Here is a 17,900-nt window from a genome sequence, read left to right on the forward strand (position 1 = left end):
GTACAGGGGGAACGCGACCACCCGCACCACCCCGCCGACGACGGCGTTGACGACGCCGAAGATCACCGCCACCAGCAGGTACGAGGAGGGCCCCGCAGCCGACGGCGGAGCCCCTGCCGCAGCCCGAGCCCACCGCGGTGCTCCCTCCGCGGACCTGCGCCGACGACCCCCGCCTCTGCACTCCTGCGCCCGAGCCGACCATCGGCGGGCCCCTCACCTGAGCCCCGGCTCGCGGCCCGCCCCGCCTGCGGGGATAGTGGAGGCATGAGCAGACTCCTCCTCGGCCTCCTGACCAACGCCGTCGCGATCTGGCTCACGACCCTGGTCGTGGCGGGCGTGCGCGTGGACCCGTACGAGGAGGGCCCCGCAGCGGCGGTCCTCACGTACCTGCTGGTGGCGGTGATCTTCGGCGTCGTCAACGCCGTCGTCGGCGGGGTGGTGCGGGTGGTCGCGTTCCCCCTGTACGTGCTGACGCTCGGCCTGGTCTCGTTCCTCGTCAACGGCCTCCTGCTGCTGCTGACCGCCTGGATCAGCGGCCTCTTCGGCTTCGGCCTCGTCGTGGACGGCTTCTGGTGGGGCGTGCTCGGCGCCCTCGTGCTCGCCCTGGTGAACTGGTTCATCGGCCTCCTCCTGCGCCCCTTCCTCCGCCGCCGTCAGGGCTGACACCGCGGGCTCGGCAGTCAGCATCGGCCACGCCGCCGCCGCCCGGGAGGCGTCGCGCGCCATCGGTGGACGACGGCCGCGATCGGCCTGCTGTGGAGGAGCCGCGGTGCGCCATGATGGGCGGGTGACCCCCGACTCCCCTGCGCCCTCGGCCTTCGCCGTGTGCTTCGTCTGCACCGGCAACATCTGCCGGTCGCCGATGGCCGAGGTGGTGCTGCGCTCCCTGGCGGAGCAGGCGGGGCTCGGCTCCGCGATCGAGATCAGCTCGGCCGGCACCGGCGAGTGGCACCTCGGCGAGCACGCCGACAGCCGCGCCCTCGCGACGCTGGAACGGCACGGCTTCGACGGGGGCCGCCACCGCGCCCAGCTCTTCGACCCGTCCCGCTTCTCCGAGTTCGACCTGGTCGTCGCGCTCGACCACGGGCACGAGCGCGCGCTGCGCTCCTGGGCGCGCACCGAGGTCGACCGGCAGAAGATCCGCCGCCTGCTCGACTTCGAGCCCGGCCTCTCCCCGCAGGGCGACGTCCCCGACCCCTACTATTCCGATGCGGCGGCGTTCGACTCGGTGCTCGCGCTCATCGAGCGCGCCTGCCGGGCCCTCTTCGCCCAGATCGAACCAGGACTGCGCGGCAACCGCTCGGTCCGCCCCGACTCCACCGACGCGCGCGCCGCCCTCGCGCAGGACACCTGAGAACCGGAAGGCACCACCGCATGACCTCGCTCCCCACCCAGCCGCTGAGCCCCCTCGACGGTCGCTACAGCGGTGCCGTCTCGTCGCTCGGCGAGTACCTCTCGGAGGCGGGGCTGAACCGCGCGCGGGTGCACGTCGAGGTCGAGTGGCTGCTGGCGCTGACCGACCGCCGCCTCTTCGGCTCCGAGCCCGTCGACGCGGCGACCGCCGAGGAGCTGCGCCGCCGCGCCCGCGACTTCGGCCAGCCCGAGATCGACGAGCTGGCGACCCTCGAGGCCCGCACCCGCCACGACGTGAAGGCCGTGGAGTACCTCGTCCGCCAGTGGCTCGAGGAGCTGGGACTGCAGCGCATCGCCGAGCTCACCCACTTCGCCGCCACCAGCGAGGACATCAACAACCTCTCCTACGCGATCGTGGTCCGCCAGGCCGTCGGCGAGATCTGGCTGCCGAAGCTGCGCTCGGTCGTCGCGTCGCTCCGGGAGCTGGCCGTCCGCTACCGCGACGAGTCGATGCTCAGCCGCACCCACGGCCAGCCCGCGACCCCGACCACGATGGGCAAGGAGTTCGCGGTCTACGCGTACCGGCTCGAGCGGGTCGTCGCGCAGATCGAGGCGACGGAGTACCTGGGCAAGTTCAGCGGAGCGACGGGCACGTTCGCCGCGCACCTCGCCGCCGACCCCGGCACCGACTGGCCCGCCCTCGCGGAGGAGTTCGTCACCTCCCTCGGCCTCGTCTTCAACCCGCTGACCACCCAGATCGAGTCGCACGACTGGCAGGCCGAGCTCTACGGCAGGGCCGCGCACGCGAACCGCATCCTGCACAACATCTGCACCGACGTCTGGACCTACATCTCGCTCGGCTACTTCCGGCAGATCCCCCAGGCCGGGGCGACCGGCTCGTCCACGATGCCGCACAAGATCAACCCGATCCGCTTCGAGAACGCCGAGGCGAACCTCGAGCTCTCCAGCGCCCTGCTCGACTCGCTCGCGCAGACCCTGGTCACCTCGCGCCTCCAGCGCGACCTCACCGACTCGACCACGCAGCGCAACATCGGCGTCGCGTTCGGCCACTCCCTCCTCGCCCTCGACAACATCGCCCGCGGCCTGCTCGAGATCGACCTCGACCCGACCGCCCTCGCCGCCGACCTCGACGGCAACTGGGAGGTGCTGGCCGAGGCGATCCAGACGGTGATCCGCGCGGAGGTGGCGGCCGGCCGCTCCTCGATCACCGACCCGTACGCGCTGCTGAAGGACCTGACCCGCGGCAAGCGCCTCGGTGCCGACGACCTCGCCGTCTTCGTGCAGGGTCTCGACATCGGCGACGCGGCGAAGGAGCGCCTGCTGGCGCTGACGCCGGGCGGCTACACGGGCCTCGCCTCGTCGCTGGTCGACCGCCTGAGCTGATCCGCCGGGCAGCGAGCGCGCGGGTGCCGCCGTCCTCGAGAGCGAGCACTCCGACTCCTGCGTGCTCGCGGCGGCGCGGTCGACGGCGGCGCGATGTCGGGGGTCGCACCTAGCGTCGGCGGCATGTCAGCGTGCGCGATCGGAGGGTGCGCCTCCTCGGCCGAGACGGGCGCCCCCCTCGCGCTCTGCGCGGCGCACCTCGGGCTCGCGCACGACTGGGTCGCCCGCGAGGACGGCGTGATCGACGTCCTGCCCTCGCCGTGCGCGGCGTGCGGGTCCCGCCTGGGCGTCCGGCTCCCCTCCGCCTGGCTCTGCGCCGCCTGCGAGTGGCGGCTCGGCGACGCTCCCGACGGCGAGCTGCCGCCGCCCCGGGTCGACGTCGTCTACTACATCCGCTTCGGCGAGCGGATCAAGATCGGCACCAGCGGCAATCCCCGGCAGCGCCTCCACCGGCTCCGGCACGAGGAGCTCCTCGCGTTCGAGCGCGGCGGGCGAGCACTCGAGCAGCATCGGCACGCCCAGTTCGCCGACGAGCGCCTGGAGCGCACCGAGTGGTTCGCGCGCAGCCCCGTGCTCGACGCCCACATCGAGACCGTGCGCGCCGGGGAGCCCGACCCCTGGGCCCTGCACCGCCGCTGGCGCAGCGAGGCGCTGGCCCTGCGGCTCTGACGCGTCGGCTGCGAGCCGGCGGCGACGACTCGACCGCTCCGACTCGCCGGTTCCCACGCGACGGTTCCCGCTCGCCGGCACTGCGTCCGCGGGTCCCGTTCCGCGGAGCCGGACACCTGCACGGAGCGACGGGGAGGGAGCGACGGGGGCGGGTCCCGGAGGACCGTCCCGCAGCCGCCGCGCGACGCGCTCAGCGCCCCCAGGCGTCGACGAGCAGCGGACCGCGGATATCGCGGAGCCGGTCGACCAGACGGTCCGCTAGCGCGGCCGTGACTCCCGTGGCGACCAGGTCGTGTGGGCCGAGCGGCAGCAGCTTCCCCGTGCGGATGCGCACCACCTCCCATCCGGCGGAGCGGAGCGCGCGGTCCTTCCGCCGGTCGGCCTCCTCGCGGTGCCCGACGTGCTCGAGTCCGTGACGGCCGGTGGAGTCGTACTCGATCGCGACGCGCAGCTCGCCGAGCGGCTCGTCTTCGATCCGGCGCACACGGCGGTGCGTCTCGCGCGGCCGGAGCGGCGGCAGCTGGAGGGGTGGATCGAGCGGACGGAGGAGTCGACGACGCGGCGGGCGCGGATCCGCTCGGGTCGGCGGGTGACGCGGACCCGCGGCCGGTGGGCGACGCGGGCGTCGGGAGCCCCCGCGCGATCACGGCGGGCGGCGCCAGGAGGACGAAGGAGCCGTCGCCGGGGGCGGACGTCGGCGCGAGCACCTCGGCGAGCCGACCGCCGATCATCGGCGCGGCCCGGGGCAGGCGCGGCGAGGCGAGCTCGGCGCAGTCGGGGCACCAGGAGGAGCGGCGCCGCTCCCGGCCGGGACGGTGGCGCTGCTCCTCGGGGGTGGCGACGAAGACATGCCCGGCGTCGCAGAGCCAGCACAGGTACACGTCGGCCGCGGGCGGGATCTGGCTGAGCACGATGCCCTCGTTGTACTCGGGCCGGTACTGCCGCACCAGGACGGGGTAGGACGCCCAGGCCTCCCGGTAGGTGCCGACCGCGTAGGGGACGTCGGCGCCGCGCGAGAACCGCCGCCTCTGCCACCACCGCCCGATCGCCTCCGCCACCCTCCGCACGCTACGCGCGACCACCGACGCGGAAGCGGCGCCCGCGTGCGCAGGCGGGATCTCGAGACGCCCTCCGGGCTGCTCCATCAGCATGCGCGGCGGAAGGGACTATCCGCCCGCGCGGCGTGCTCCCGGTCGACTGGGAGCGGCGGAGCCGTCCCTCGCCTAGTGTGCGGAGTCCTGCTCGTCGATGTCCGCGATCTCGGCCTCGTCGGGCTTGAAGGTCAGCGAGAACATGGCGATCGCGACGAGCACGACGATGAAGGCGACGCCGAACGAGATGAGCGCGACGACCGGCTCGCGGGTCGAGAGCATGACGACCAGGCCGACGAAGGCCGCCATCACCGCGGAGAAGCCGATGAGCTCGAGCGGGCGCAGGCGGTCCTTGCGGGTCGGCTGGAATGTGCGGGGCGTGAACTCGCCGGGGTCGCGCGCCGGGGCGGAGTCGGCCGCCGAGGCGCGGTCGGCGGGAGAGGCGGGGTCGGGCTGCTGGCCTTCGGCGGTCATCGGTCTCCTCCGGAGGTCGGTGTCGTGGGGGCGACGGGATCGTGTCCGGTGGCTGCGTCGGCGCCGGCGGCCCATTTGAGCGAGAACGCCGCGATGGCGAGGAAGACGGCGACCATCACGGCGTAGGCGCCGAGGAGGCCGACGGTGACGACGGGGTGGGGCGGGAGGAGTCCGAAGGCGGCGCCGAGGAGCATCGTGCCGACGCCGACGATCACGGAGTCGCGGGCGGCGAGGCCCTGACCGCGGCGGCCGCTCGAGAACTCGAGGAAGCCGGAGAGCAGCGCCCAGCCGGCGACGAGGGCGACGAAGGAGAGCAGGTTGGCGACCGGCAGTGCGACGAGCGCCGCGACTCCGGCGACCAGGGTGAGCACCGCGGAGCCGACGGCGAGCGGGCGGGCCCGGCCGCTCCAGCTGCGGAGCCCGAGGGCGAGCGAGACGGCGCCGGTCGCGATCGCGAAGCCGCCGAAGACGGCGAGGCCGAAGGCGGGCCCGTGGTCGGGCGAGAAGGTGACGACGCAGCCGGCGACCGCCGCGATCACGGCGCGCGCGAGGGGCAGGGTCCACAGGCGGCGGTCGGAGTCGGCGGCGATGGCCACGGTCGAGCCTCTCTGGGATGGAGGGAGAAGGCGTCCGGGAGCGGACGGCTGGGCGCGCGACGGCACGGCGACGCGGACTCCAGCGATTTTACGCTCCCGCGGCTCCGCCCAGGCCCGGAGCGGGGCCGGGGGCGCGATCCGGGGCGAAGTCGCAGGCGGCTCAGCCGAGCCAGACCTCCTCCACCCGCGGGAAAACGGCGTCGGCGGAGAAGCGCTCACGGAAGCGCGCCCCGGCCTTCTCGACGACCTCGGCCCGGGCGTCCTCGTCGGTGATGAGCTCGGTCAGCGCGGCGGCGAGGCCCTCCACGTCTCCGGGCGCGACCACGCGGCCGCAGCCGTCGCCGAGGACCTCGGGGATGCCGCCGACCGCGGTCGAGACGACGGCCGCGTCGCGGGCGAGCGCCTCGAGGATGAAGATCGGCATCGCCTCGTCGCGCGAGGGCAGGACGGCGATGGACGCCTCGTCGAGCAGGGCGAGCAGGCGGGCGTTCTCGAGCGAGCCGAGGAACTCGATCCCCGGGACGCCGCGGTCGACGACCTCCGGCTCGCGGATCGGACCGGCGACCAGCAGGCGCCAGCCCTCCTTGCCCTCGACCTGCGCCCACGCCTTCTGCAGCACGTCGACGCCCTTGCGGTGGCTGACGACGCCGCCGAAGACGACGGTGCGGGTCTTCTCGCGCGGGGTGCCCTGCTCGAGCGCGTTGGGTACGAGGTGCACGCGCTCGGCGGGGACGTAGCGGCGGCAGATCGCCGAGGTCTCCTCCGAGAGCGAGATGATCTCGTCCGCGCTGCGCAGCACGTCCTTCACCAGGCGCGGGTGCGCGGCGGTGAAGGCGGCGAACTCGCTGCCGTGCAGGTGGGCGACCGTGCGCAGGCCCAGGCGGTGCGCGAGGCGGAGGAGGGACCCCTCGCGGAGGAACGAGCCGCGCTCCGAGAGGTGGACGACGATCACGGCGCCGGGCTCCCGGCGCGCGATCGCGACGATGCGGGCGGCGGCGCCGGCGGCCAGGCGGGCCGCGGCGACGTGCTCGCCCGGAGCGGTGCGGGAGGAGATCACCCGGACGTCCGAGCGCTCGAACGGCCAGCGCAGGTACCCGTTGACGACCTGCGTCATGCCTCCGGGGACCTCTCCGCTGCGGCCGACGTGGTACACCCGCGTCTTCGGGCCGGCAGGGGCTGCCGCGGCGGCCGGGCGGCTGCGGGGCGGCACGGCGAGCAGCGCCTGGATGTCGTCGCGGACGCCGCGGAGGCGTCCGCGGGCGACGAGCAGCTTCTCGAGCAGCTCGCTCCGGCGGGCGACCACGGCGGAGAAGGTCTCGACGCCGGCGGCCGGGGTCGTCCGGGACATGTCGACCGTGACGTCGTGGATCCCGATGGTCTCGAAGTGGCGCGAGGCCTTCGTCGATCCGTCCATCTGCAGGCTCACCGGGGCCGCGCCCTCGGTGAACGCCATGATGATCACGTGCAGGCGGTCGCTCATCGCGACGCGGGCCGTGCGGTAGAGCTCGCGCAGCAGGATCTCGTGCTCGTCGTGGGTGTGCGCCGGATCCCAGCCGAGGATGTCCGCGTCGAGGTCGGCGGCGAGACGGCGGGAGCGCTCGGCGTCGACGGCGACCTGCGTGACCACGACGATGTCGAGGTCCTCGCGCTCGGCGAAGCCCTTGATCGCGGCCAGCCACTCCTGCTCGGGATAGGGGCGGGCGTCCACCTCGTGGTCCTCGCGGAGGGAGAGGACCAGCACACGCCGCTCCTCGTCGGGCTGCGCGGCGAACGCGGTCAGCTCCGCGTCGCTCGAGCCCTCGCCGTAGCCGAGGTCGGGCATGGCGGCGCCGACGCGCATGTAGCCGGCGGTCTTGTCGTCGCGCCAGCGGGTGTAGCTCGAGAGCGCCATCGAGGGCCACATGATCGCGCGGGGCAGCGGGGCGAAGTTGCGGGTGCCCACGCCGGCGCGGATCACGCGGCCGCCGCCGAGGCGCACCAGGGCGATGCCCGGGAGCATCACGAGGTGCTCCTTCATCCCGATCAGGGTCAGCTGGATCTCTCCCGGCTTGAACACCGAGTTCGCCCGGCCGGCGAGGGCCTCGCGAGCGAGCGCCGCGTACCAGCGCAGGAGCGAGCGGTACACCGTGTCGTCCGGGCCCAGGCGCAGGCCGTCGTCGTAGCCCCACGGCGAGTGGCCCACGTAGACGTGGAGCGGACCCGACTCGCGGAGCCAGTCGAGGAGCTGGCGACGCAGGATGATGTCGCCGATGTTCTCGTACTGGCCGCGGCCGACGGCGAAGATCGATCGGGCAGGTGTCACGGGCGGGCCTTTCGGAGGGGTTCGCGTGGGGGTGACCGGTGCGGAGCGGGGAGCGTCGCGGGTCTCCCCGGTCGATCCTCCTGCCGCGCTGCCGTCGTGGGCCGGGCCGGCCGGGCTCCGCAGGAGCGGGCCCGGGGCCGATGGCGCCCCGGGCAGACTAGCGCAGGCGGGCTCGGCGGCTCGAGGAGGAGTGCTCGCGTCAACAGCCGTTGGTGACCAGGAAGGCCTTGAGGAACGCGCCGGTCTGGTAGACGTACTGGTTCACCAGGTAGTCCAGGCCCATCGGCTCGCCCGAGGGCACCATCGAGAGCTCGCCGGAGTAGCAGCGCTCGATGATCATCTCGGCGCGCACGAGGTGGGAGGCGTTGGTGATCACGATGACGTGGTCCCAGCCGTACTGCTCGGCCATGTCGCGCAGCTGCCGGGCCTCTCCCTGGGTCGTGAGCGGGTCGGCGGAGTAGCAGAGGACGTCGCCGCCGGGCTCGTTGCACTTCTTGTACTTCTTGGCCTCGTAGGGAGCGTTCATCTCGCCGGGGCCGACCGAGAGCACCATCGTGTCCGTCGCCCCGGAGGTGATGATCCGGCGGGCGAACTCGACTCGTGCCCTCGTGGAGGGGCCCAGCACGAAGACCGCGTCCGCCTGCTCAGGGATCGGGTCGATCGGGGGCGTGACGTAGAGCGGGATCCCGGCGCCGAAGAGGGCGAGCACCACGAGGGGGACGAGCAGGAGCCGTCCGATCACGGTGCGAGCGCGGACCCGGGGGCATCTCGGGCGCTCCCGGGACGGCGGGGTGGACGGGCGGTCGCCGGTCGCGGTCGTGGCCGTGTCCATCGCGTCCTCCCTCTCGTCGGGACCGCCGCTCGCCCGCGGCGGGTGATCCGCGACGCGGGTGCGACGGCGATCACCAGTGGAGAGCCCATCATCGCAGTGTTTCGGCGAGGGGTCGGCCCGGTGAACGCCCGGTCAATTCTCTCGCCCAGCGGCCCGGCCCGGGGCCGTGTCCAGAGTCGCCGGGTAGGGTCGCCGTTCCTCGACCGAGCAGCACTCCCCCTCGTCCATTCCGCGGACGGGCATTCCCGGAGTCCCCTCCCGATCCGACATCCGCCCTCCGATCCGTCGTCGACAGCGCGTGTGACCGTTCCGTATACACGCATGCGCGGCGGTCCGCCAGTCCTTCAGCGGAATCGCTGATACAAGCCCGACCACCACGCCCGAATGGGGTACTACAACCTGAATCCGTCTCATCCAGCCATCAGTCGCAAGGCCCGTCTATAGCGTCGGGAGGACCAGCACCACCCCCTTGAGCAGCCCCATCGAACCGCCCCCGACGCCCCCTCGAAGACCCGGAGCCGATCGTGAATCCTCAGACGACGCCAGACCCGACCCGCCCTCGCCGACGACGCGCACGCCTCTCCCTCACCACCGCTCTGATCGCCGCTCTCGGCATCCTGGTCGCCCCCCTCACGGCGCCCGCCGCCTCCGCGGCCACTCTCGACCCGGGCGCCGGGCAGAGCACGCGGATCCAGGAGACGAACTCCTCGCTGACCTACAGCGGCTCGTGGCGCACGATGACGGGCGGCGACAGCGGCGGCGGGATCAAGTTCCTCAACAGCACCGGCTCCGTCTCGTTCAGCTTCCGCGGCACCGGCTTCAGCTGGGTCAGCCGCACCACCGCCTCCGCCGGCATCGCCACCGTCACGGTCGACGGCGCGAGCACCTCGGTCGACCGGTACACGAAGACCACGGCGTACCAGGTCCCGGTGTTCACGAAGAAGGACCTCGCCGACACCGTCCACACGGTCAAGATCGCCTGGAGCGGCACGGCCAACAGCTCCGCGAGCGACAAGAACCTGGTCATCGACGCGTTCGACATCACCCGCGCGACTCCCGCCACCGAGGAGCCGACCGACGAGACCGGCGGCGGCGAGGACGACGGCCCCGTGCTCGACCCCTCCGGAGCGACCAGCCTCCTCGTGCAGGAGACCGACCCCGCGCTGCAGTACACCGGCTCGTGGAGATCGATGGCCGGCGGCGACAGCGGCGGCGGGATGAAGTACCTGACCTCCGCCGGCTCGGTGAAGTTCACGTTCGTCGGCACGTCGTGGCGCTGGATCAGCCGGAAGACCTCCTCCTCCGGCATCGCCGCGGTCTCGGTCGACGGCGGACCCGTCACCAAGGTCGACCGCTACAGCTCGACCGCGCAGTACCAGGTGCCGGTCTACGAGACGACCGACCTCGCCGAGGGCACGCACACCGTGACCATCTCCTACACGGGGACGAAGAACTCCAAGTCGACCGACAAGAACCTGATCATCGACGCGTTCGTCCTCGCCGAGGACGGCCTCGCGACCGACGCCGTGGAGCTCTCCCCCCTGACCGACGGCTACACCGTCGCCTGGGACGCGCCCTTCAGCTCGCGGGTCGTCTCGTACGACGTGCACCGCTCGAACGAGGACGGCTCCGGCGACACGGTCGTCGGCACCGTCGCCGACCCGGTGCGCCAGTACCGCGACGAGACCGCCGAGGCGGGACGCGCCTACACGTACACCGTCACGGCGACCGACGACGCCGGCCGCGACTCGCGGCTGAAGGAGTCGGCCACCACCTCGGCCGACATCCTCGCCTCCCGCGCCTCGCTGCTCGCGGCCTTCGACTGCCCCGCCGCCACCAAGACGGTGTCGACCTCGGCGCAGCTCGTCACGGCCCTGACCAACCCCTCCTCCGGCGACGTCATCCGCCTGGCCGACGGCGTCTACACCGGCAAGTTCGCCCTCCGCGGCACCGCCGCCCAGCCCGGGTCGATCTGGATCTGCGGCTCGCCCAACGCGGTCCTCACCTCCGGATCCACCTCGAGCGGCACCGCGCTCATCCTGAACACGGTGAGCGACGTGCACCTCGTGGGCTTCTCGGTCCGCAGCTCCTTCCAGGGCATCCAGGTGCTCGCCAGCAAGGGCGTCCAGATGGCCGGCCTGACGGTGAGCGAGATCGGCTACGAGGCGGTCCACTTCCGCAGCCAGACCACCGACTCCCTGATCGTCGGCAGCACCATCCGCCGCACCGGCCTCGTCTCCGCCAAGTACGGCGAGGGCGTCTACGTCGGCACCTCCGACCGCAACTGGTGCGAGTACAACAGCTGCAACCCTGACCGCACGGCCCGCATCGCGGTCGTGGACAACGCGATCAGCGACACCGGCGCCGAGCCGATCGAGGCCAAGGAGGGCACCCTCGACGGCGACATCATCGGGAACACGGTCCTCGGCGGATCGCGGCTCGCCTCGGACGTCGTCTCGCTGATCCTGGTCTCGGGCAACAGCTGGCTGGCCGCGGGCAACTCCGCCGCGGGCACCACCACCTACGGCTACCAGGTGATCACCCGCGCCGACGGCTCGGGCAACGACAACACCATCAGCGGCAACCTCGCGCTGAAGACCAGCAACGCGGTGGTCTACCTCCACCAGCCGTCCAACTGGTCCACCAGCGGCAACACGCTGAGCTGCTCCAACTCCGGGAAGGACCTGATCGGGAACGTGGCCTGCACGCCGTGACCTGACCCGCTCCCCGCGCGCAGAACCGCCGCCGTCGTCCCCTCGACGGCGGCGGTTCTGCGTGTGCCCGCCTCCCGCCGACCAGGCGCGGACGGCCGGGGTCGCGCCCGACTACCGCGGACTCGCGAGGGCGCGGGCGGGCGCTCGTGCGCCCGTGGGCCGCGGGAGGGGGCCGAGAGGACGGGGACGGGATCAGAGCCCGGCTGACGCGCCCGCGCCTCTCCAGCACGCAGAAGTGGGCGGAGTCGCGCGCGAGTACCGCGACTTCTGCGGGCTCGCGGGGTCAGCTGGCTCCCGGAGCCGGTGAGGCATTCGGTCCGGCCACGGCGGGCACTGGAGAGGCCGGAGGTCCGGAGGGGCCGGCCGGGCCCCGGAGAGCCCGCACGGGCCCGCCCCGGAGAGTCCGCGGCCCCAGCACGAGGACGCCGCCTCCTCTCGAGTCCGCGGAAGTCGGCGTGCTCGCGTGCAACTGCCGCGACTCGTGCGGACTCGCGGGGTGAGCGCGCTCGCGGGGGACGGAGAAGGGCCTGGTCCGGCCGCGGTGGGCGCCGGAGAGACTGGGAGGGCGGACGGACCGGCCAGGCCTCGCAGAGCCCGCACGGGCCCGCCCCGGACAAGCGGCGCAGTCCCCGGACGCGGAAGAGCGCACCGCGGCCGGGGCCGGGGTGCGCTCTTCCGCAGCGTGCGAGGACGCGATCAGACGATCGCGGGGGCCTTCTGCAGCTTGTGGCGGGCCAGGACGACCGCGCCGACCACGGGGGTGCCGGCGGTCTCGATCCAGTGCACGTCGGCGGCGGCCTGGGGCGAGTCGACCTTGCCCTCGATCAGGACGAGGACGGCTCCGTCGGCAACGCCGCGGAAGGTCGGCGACTGCTCGGTCGCGCCGAGGGTGCCGGTGACGATCAGGACGATGTCGTAGACCTTCTCGAGCTCCTCGACCAGCGCGCGGAGGGCGTCGGTCGGCATCGGCGTGCCGGCCTGGGCGCCGCCCGCGGGGAGCAGGTCGACGCGGTCGGTCGAGCGCTTGATGATCGCGTCGTCGAGCGAGGCGGCTCCGGCGAGCACCTCGCGCAGGCCCGGGCGTCCGCCCGAGGCGGAAGCGAGAGCCGAGCCCTCGGCGGTGCCGTCCACGATCACGACGGACGAGCCGAGCACGGCCAGCGCCTTGGCGAGCAGCACCGCGCTGGCGGTGTGCGGGGTCTTCTCGGACGCCGGGGCGATCGCGAAGGAGGAGTACGAGCGGGTGCGCGCGATGGCGGAGAGCTCGAACGCCACGGCCGAGTAGCGGGCCGGGATCTCGGTCGAGTTCAGCATCTCGTCGAGCTTGGTGGCCTTGACCGGGACGATGCCCAGCAGCGGCCGGTCGATCGCGGAGCGGACGTCGTCGCCGCTGCGGAGGCGGCGGTCGAGGGCGGTCATCACGATCGCCACTCCCACGCCGACCACGGCGCCGCCGAGGATGCCGAGCGCGAGCAGGACGAGGATGCCACCGGTGACCGGCAGCTCCGGCGGGAGCGCCTGGCTGAGCACCTGGAGCTGGATCTGCGGGACGGCGACGCCGTTCGTGGTGGTCGTCGGGTCGGCCCCCTTCACGGCCGCGTCGAGCTGGGCGGCGACCGCGTTGGCGATGACCGCGGCCTGCTCGGGCGAGGGGTCGGTGGCCGAGATCGTGATGACCACGGACTCCGGCTCGGCGAGGACGGTCACGCGCTTGGCGAAGTCCTCGATGGGCTCGTCGATGCCGAGGCCGTCGATGACGCCCTGCAGGACGGTGTCCGAGGTGCCGAGGGCGACGGAGGTGACCGTGGCCTGGGAGGCGGCGCTGTTGGCCGCGACCCGGTCCGCGGTCGAGAGGACTCCGGACGAGGAGACCGCGACGTACACGCGTGCGTCCGCCTTGTACTGCGGGAGGAGGACGGCGTTGAGTACCAGGGCCGCCACGGCGCCGAGCAGAGCGAAGGCGACGATGTAGACCCACCTCCGGCCGATGCCGGCGAACAGTCCGTTCAAGGTCATGGTGTGTGGTGTCCCTTTCGTCGACTGCACCGGAGTGCAGGGGGTCTGACTGTAGCGTCGTGATGTGTCGTCCGCGTTGCGCGGACCCGGCCGCGAGGTTTCGCGCGGGAGCGGTGGATCAGAGGTGGGCCTGCAGGAAGGCGAGGATCGCCTTCTTGTTGTTCGGGGTGTTGTTCTGGAGCCCGTGGTGGCCGGAGCCGTCCACGCCGACCTCGGACGCCACTCCGGCGTCCTGCAGGGCGACCTGCATCGCGTCGGCCTGCTCGACCGGGACGAGCTCGTCCTCGGAGGTCAGCCAGATCTGCGGGGCGTCCGTGGAGTCGACCGAGGTGATCGGCGACGCGGGGATGCTCTGCGGGCAGGTCGTCGAGTCGATCTCGTCGCAGTCCAGGTAGGAGAGGATCTGCTCCTTCGCCTCGGGCACCGGCGTGCCCAGCGACATCCCGGTCTCGGTCATGTCGGCGACCGCCGAGAAGGCGACGACCGTCTTGACCCGCGAGCCCTCGGTGAGGGAGCCCTCGCCGAGCGTGCCCATGGTCGCTCCGATGATCGCTCCGGCGGAGCTGCCCATCACGCCGATGCGGGCGGGGTCGAGGCCGAAGCGCGTGACCTGCGCGGGCTCGCGCAGCCACTCCACGGCGGCCTGCGCGTCCTCGATCTGGCCGGGGTACCGGCTGTCCTGGAGGAGGCGGTAGTCGACGGAGACCGAGACGAAGCCGCGCTCGGCGTAGTACTCGCAGAGCTCGGTCATCCCGCCCTCGTCGCGGGCGCCGTCGACGAACCCTCCGCCGTGCAGCATCAGCAGCGCGGGGCGGTCGGTGCCGCCCGCGGTGGGGAGGCAGGCGTCGGCCTTCAGCGAGACGCCGTCGACCGAGCGGTACTCGATCGCCTTCTCCGTCGTGAAGCCGTCGGGCGTGCGGACGGGCTCGGGCTGCGAGGAGCAGCCGGCCAGCCCGAGGGCGACGGCCACGACGGCCGCCAGGACTCCGGCTCTGCGTGCTCGTGTCGTCTTCACTCGTGGGACTCCGCTCTCTTCTTCTCGTAACTGGGGGAGGTGCCGGGCTCATCGGCCGGGACCGCGACGGGATCGGAGACGACTCCGGGGCCGCGCGCAGGGACGGGCACGGGCTTGCGCCGCTTGCCGGGGCCGCCGAGGGCGGCCGGGGGGACGTAGATCCACTTGACCTTCGAGAGGTAGCGGGTCACGAAGAGCGAGAGGACGACCGCGAGCACCATCACGACCAGCAGCAGCGGCACCTCGAAGCCGCCGATCTCGGAGCGGTCCTCGGGGAGGATCACCCGCAGGATCGTGATGGCGATCACGATGAAGTAGAGGTGCAGCAGGTAGATGTGCAGGCTGCGCTCGCCGCAGATCGTGAAGAAGTTCAGGAATCGCACTCGGGAGAGGGCCCGCGACACGAGGATGCCCATCGCGACGGCGGCCATCTGGCCGGCGAGGGCGAGGAACGGCACCCAGCGGATCGGGAAGAGGAAGAGCACCGCGCTCAGCACGACGAAGACCGGAGTGACGTAGAGGAACGCGCGGCTCCCCTTCTGCTCGACGAAGTCGATGATCCTCTTCGAGTAGAGCGTGCCCACCAGGAAGAAGACGAACAGGGCGCCGATGCGGTTCCAGCCCACGTTGGTCGTGTTGAGGAGACCCGTGGTGAACATCGTCCCCATCACCGCGGCGAGGGCGACCTGCACGCGGTGGTCGACCTTGCGCAGGAGCCACGCGCCGAGCGTGAAGAGCACGAGGCCGTAGATGAACCAGTAGCTGCTGCTGGGCCAGAAGAACAGCAGGAGCAGGTTGAGCGGGTCGGTCGCGGGGAGCTCGCCGAGTCCGCCGTTCGCGAGCGGCACGACCAGGTAGAAGGCCATGCGGATCACGGACCAGACCACGTAGAGCCAGAGCAGCGGGTACAGCCTGCGGCGCCAGAGGTCGCCGAAGCTCCAGGTGCGGATGCGCGAGCCGAAGAGACCGGACACCAGGAAGAAGAGGGGCATCGGGAACAGCTCGAACACGACCTTGATGCGGCCGAGAGTGTTCTCGACCCCGATGTCACCGAGGTACAACGACGTGTGGTAGTACACGACCATCAGGATGGCGGCACCCTTGGCGAAGTCCACCCATTCGCGTCGGGCCCCGCCCGCAGGCTTCAGCAGCTTCATTCTCTCCCCCTTGTGCCCGGTCGTACCGCTCGTGAATTCCATCCGAGGTGAACAAGGCTCAGAGAAGGACGCAGGCTCGGTCGCAGAATGCGACCGAGGATCAAGACTAAGGGTGTATCGTCCGCGCCGCACATTCGACGGAATAGTGACGAGGACTCGATTGCCGGGAAGCGCACTCCGGCCTCTCCGCTCACCATGGAGACGACGGTCACCGGCGTCCGTTCCCGGCGCTCATCGCCGCTCGGTAGAGCGCGGGCGCCGCGGCGGCGAGCCCGAAGAGGACGGAGCGCTTGAGGTCGCGCCGGCGCACGAGCGCGACCAGGTGCCGGAGTCCCGCCTCGTCGTGCGCGGCCCGCCAGAGCCGGTCCGCCTCCTCGGGGCTGTGCGCGCCCGAGGTGGCGTCCTTGAAGCGGGAGAGCAGGGAGAAGCGCGCGCGGTAGTAGGAGTAGTCCTGCGAGTCGAGGATGCGCGGGTCGAGCCCGCGGGCCGTCCGCTCGATCACGGCGGCGAGCCCGGCGAGCGAGTCGGCGCGCTTCGCGCCCGAGCGGATGATCGAGCCGGAGCGGAGGCGGTACTCGTAGACGGAGTCGGGGACGACGACGACCTCGTCGGCCGCGGCGAGCAGCTGCGCGACCTGCGCCTGGTCCGAGTGCTGGCGGATCCGCGTGAACTCGATGCCGTCGAACAGCTCGCGGCGGAACAGCTTGTTCCAGAGGTGCCCGGTCAGCTCCCCGACCAGGAGCGCGGTGAAGGCGCCCCGGCCCGAGAGCGCGAGCGGGCCGCGCAGGGAGCCGACGGGCGTGGATCCGGTGGCGTCGACCGCGACCGCCTGGGCGACCACCACGTCGGCGCGGCCCGCCTCCCCCGCCGAGAGCATGGCCTCGACCGCGGTCTCCGGCCACTCGTCGTCGGCGTCGACCAGCCAGACCCACTCGCCGGCGGCCTCGCCGACGGCGCGCTCGCGAGCGGCGGCGACGCCCTGGTTCTCGTCCTGGCGGAGGTAGCGGATCCGCTCGTGCTCCTCGGCGAACGCGCGGCCGATCGCCTCGGTCCCGTCGGTCGAGGCGTCGTCGACCACGAGGATCTCGAGCTCGGCGTGGGTCTGCCGCAGCAGGCGCTCCAGGGCGGAGGCGAGGTGCGCCTCCTCCTGGTGCGCCGGGACCACCACCGAGACGAGGGTCACTTCTGCCCCACGACCCGGCGGAGCACCGTCTCGAGGTCGCGGCCGCTGGACTCCAGCGAGAAGCGGTCGAGCCAGCGGTCGATGCCGGTGATCTCGAGCTCGCTCGCGCGGATCAGCGCGTCGGCGAGGTCGGAGGCGGAGGGGGTGAGCGCGAGCTCGCCGGTCAGGCCGGGGACGATCGCGTCCGCGACTCCGAGCGCCCCGGACACGGCGACCGAGGGGACGCCGGCGGCGGCCGCCTCGACCAGCACGTTGCCGAAGCCCTCGCGCAGCGACGGGAGCAGCACGACGGCGTTCTCGTCGAAGTGGTGGAACCAGTCCTCGACCCAGCCCATGTCCTGGAAGTCCACGCCGCGCGCGGTCGCCTCCGCCTTCATGCTGCCGAGCAGCGGGCCGCCGCCGAAGGAGACGACCTTCGCGGGGATGCCGCGGCGCTCCAGCTCCTCGGCCGCGAGGATCGCGAGCTCGGGGCGCTTCTGGACGACGAGGCGGCAGGGCAGCACGATCTGCAGGCCCGCCGCAGTGCCGGGGGTGCGCGAGACCTGGCGGGAGCGGTCGACCTTGGCGGTCGCCGGGTTCGGCACGACGGTGCAGCGCTCGCCCGAGACGCCGAAGCCGGCGACGAGCTCGCCCGCGACGGGGTGCGAGATCGCGATGACGTGGTCGGCGCGGCGGTAGAGCGTCTTGGCGAGCCCGAGCTGCACCTTCTGGGTCCTCGAGAAGCCCGGGATGCCGAGCGAGACGAGGTTGCGCTCGCTCACGATGGTCTTCGGGCGGTCCGCCTTCGCGGTCATCTCGGCCGAGGCCAGGAGCACGATGTTCGGGTAGCCCTGCAGGGCGACCGCGACGTCGGGGGTGCGGCGGCGGAACAGCTCCTTGAGCATCCGCGCCTTGCCGACGTGGCCCTTGCCCTCGCCGATGCGGTGCAGCACCGCGCCCTCGGGGAGGTACTCGTCGGTGCCCTTCACCGAGGTGGTGACGACGTCGACGTGGTGGCCCTGCTCGAGGAGCCAGCCCATCCAGGTGCGGGCGACGAACTCGGCCCCGCCGCCGTGCAGCGACGTGACGACGAACATGATCCGCATGCGCGGTCC

15 protein-coding genes are annotated in these 17,900 nt (G+C 72.6%); 5 read left to right on the forward strand and 10 right to left on the reverse strand.

The window, feature by feature from the left end:
• Positions 1–264 precede the first annotated feature (264 nt).
• The 4 genes from C5C54_RS08160 to C5C54_RS08175 all read left to right on the forward strand — a co-directional run bounded on the left by C5C54_RS08160 (position 265) and on the right by C5C54_RS08175 (position 3,426).
• Complete coding sequence (locus C5C54_RS08160; RefSeq protein ID WP_104226630.1) at positions 265–663, forward strand: phage holin family protein; 399 nt, start codon at positions 265–267, stop codon at positions 661–663.
• A gap of 124 nt (positions 664–787) precedes the next feature.
• The gene (locus tag C5C54_RS08165; protein ID WP_181127863.1) at positions 788–1,354 is read left to right on the forward strand and encodes a low molecular weight protein-tyrosine-phosphatase; all 567 of its coding nucleotides are present in this window, start codon (positions 788–790) and stop codon (positions 1,352–1,354) included.
• A 20-nt stretch (positions 1,355–1,374) separates the two neighbouring features.
• Positions 1,375–2,757 (forward strand): adenylosuccinate lyase, encoded by a 1,383-nt coding sequence (gene purB / locus C5C54_RS08170; RefSeq protein WP_104225198.1) that lies wholly within the window; start codon positions 1,375–1,377, stop codon positions 2,755–2,757.
• A 123-nt stretch (positions 2,758–2,880) separates the two neighbouring features.
• Positions 2,881–3,426: a GIY-YIG nuclease family protein gene (locus C5C54_RS08175; protein ID WP_104288118.1), complete on the forward strand. Its 546-nt coding sequence runs from the start codon at positions 2,881–2,883 to the stop codon at positions 3,424–3,426.
• A gap of 190 nt (positions 3,427–3,616) precedes the next feature.
• Here the strand turns inward: C5C54_RS08175 and C5C54_RS18445 are convergent, their stop codons facing one another.
• The 5 genes from C5C54_RS18445 to C5C54_RS08200 all read right to left on the reverse strand — a co-directional run bounded on the left by C5C54_RS18445 (position 3,617) and on the right by C5C54_RS08200 (position 8,721).
• Entirely contained in the window at positions 3,617–3,910 is a 294-nt protein-coding gene (locus tag C5C54_RS18445; protein ID WP_308470738.1) for a hypothetical protein, read from the reverse strand.
• 739 nt (positions 3,911–4,649) lie between these two features.
• Positions 4,650–4,991, reverse strand: a complete 342-nt coding sequence (locus C5C54_RS18300; protein ID WP_258059918.1) for a hypothetical protein — start codon at positions 4,989–4,991, stop codon at positions 4,650–4,652.
• On the reverse strand, positions 4,988–5,587 hold the full coding sequence (locus C5C54_RS08190; RefSeq protein ID WP_104226627.1) for a DUF308 domain-containing protein: 600 nt from the start codon (positions 5,585–5,587) through the stop codon (positions 4,988–4,990). The genes C5C54_RS18300 and C5C54_RS08190 overlap by 4 nt, the downstream gene beginning before the upstream one ends.
• Before the next feature lie 160 nt (positions 5,588–5,747).
• Positions 5,748–7,889 (reverse strand): glycosyltransferase family 4 protein, encoded by a 2,142-nt coding sequence (locus C5C54_RS08195; protein ID WP_104288119.1) that lies wholly within the window; start codon positions 7,887–7,889, stop codon positions 5,748–5,750.
• Between the two features lie 199 nt (positions 7,890–8,088).
• Positions 8,089–8,721, reverse strand: coding sequence for a YdcF family protein (locus C5C54_RS08200; protein WP_104247644.1), 633 nt, complete (start codon positions 8,719–8,721; stop codon positions 8,089–8,091).
• 524 nt (positions 8,722–9,245) lie between these two features.
• Here C5C54_RS08200 and C5C54_RS08205 point away from each other — a divergent pair.
• Complete coding sequence (locus tag C5C54_RS08205) at positions 9,246–11,435, forward strand: hypothetical protein (RefSeq protein WP_104226624.1); 2,190 nt, start codon at positions 9,246–9,248, stop codon at positions 11,433–11,435.
• 696 nt (positions 11,436–12,131) lie between these two features.
• Here C5C54_RS08205 and C5C54_RS08210 read toward each other — a convergent pair.
• From C5C54_RS08210 to C5C54_RS08230, 5 genes are all read right to left on the reverse strand, one after another.
• Positions 12,132–13,451 (reverse strand): Wzz/FepE/Etk N-terminal domain-containing protein, encoded by a 1,320-nt coding sequence (locus C5C54_RS08210; RefSeq protein WP_104255871.1) that lies wholly within the window; start codon positions 13,449–13,451, stop codon positions 12,132–12,134.
• Between the two features lie 118 nt (positions 13,452–13,569).
• Complete coding sequence (locus C5C54_RS08215) at positions 13,570–14,466, reverse strand: alpha/beta hydrolase (RefSeq protein ID WP_104247646.1); 897 nt, start codon at positions 14,464–14,466, stop codon at positions 13,570–13,572.
• Positions 14,463–15,623: an acyltransferase family protein gene (locus tag C5C54_RS08220; RefSeq protein ID WP_181027202.1), complete on the reverse strand. Its 1,161-nt coding sequence runs from the start codon at positions 15,621–15,623 to the stop codon at positions 14,463–14,465. The genes C5C54_RS08215 and C5C54_RS08220 overlap by 4 nt, the downstream gene beginning before the upstream one ends.
• A gap of 208 nt (positions 15,624–15,831) precedes the next feature.
• On the reverse strand, positions 15,832–16,806 hold the full coding sequence (locus C5C54_RS08225) for a glycosyltransferase family 2 protein (RefSeq protein ID WP_104269488.1): 975 nt from the start codon (positions 16,804–16,806) through the stop codon (positions 15,832–15,834).
• Positions 16,803–17,891 (reverse strand): glycosyltransferase, encoded by a 1,089-nt coding sequence (locus C5C54_RS08230; protein WP_181067812.1) that lies wholly within the window; start codon positions 17,889–17,891, stop codon positions 16,803–16,805. The genes C5C54_RS08225 and C5C54_RS08230 overlap by 4 nt, the downstream gene beginning before the upstream one ends.
• Positions 17,892–17,900 lie beyond the last annotated feature (9 nt).

Source organism: Rathayibacter sp. AY1F2, assembly GCF_002930885.1.
GTDB lineage: Bacteria > Actinomycetota > Actinomycetes > Actinomycetales > Microbacteriaceae > Rathayibacter.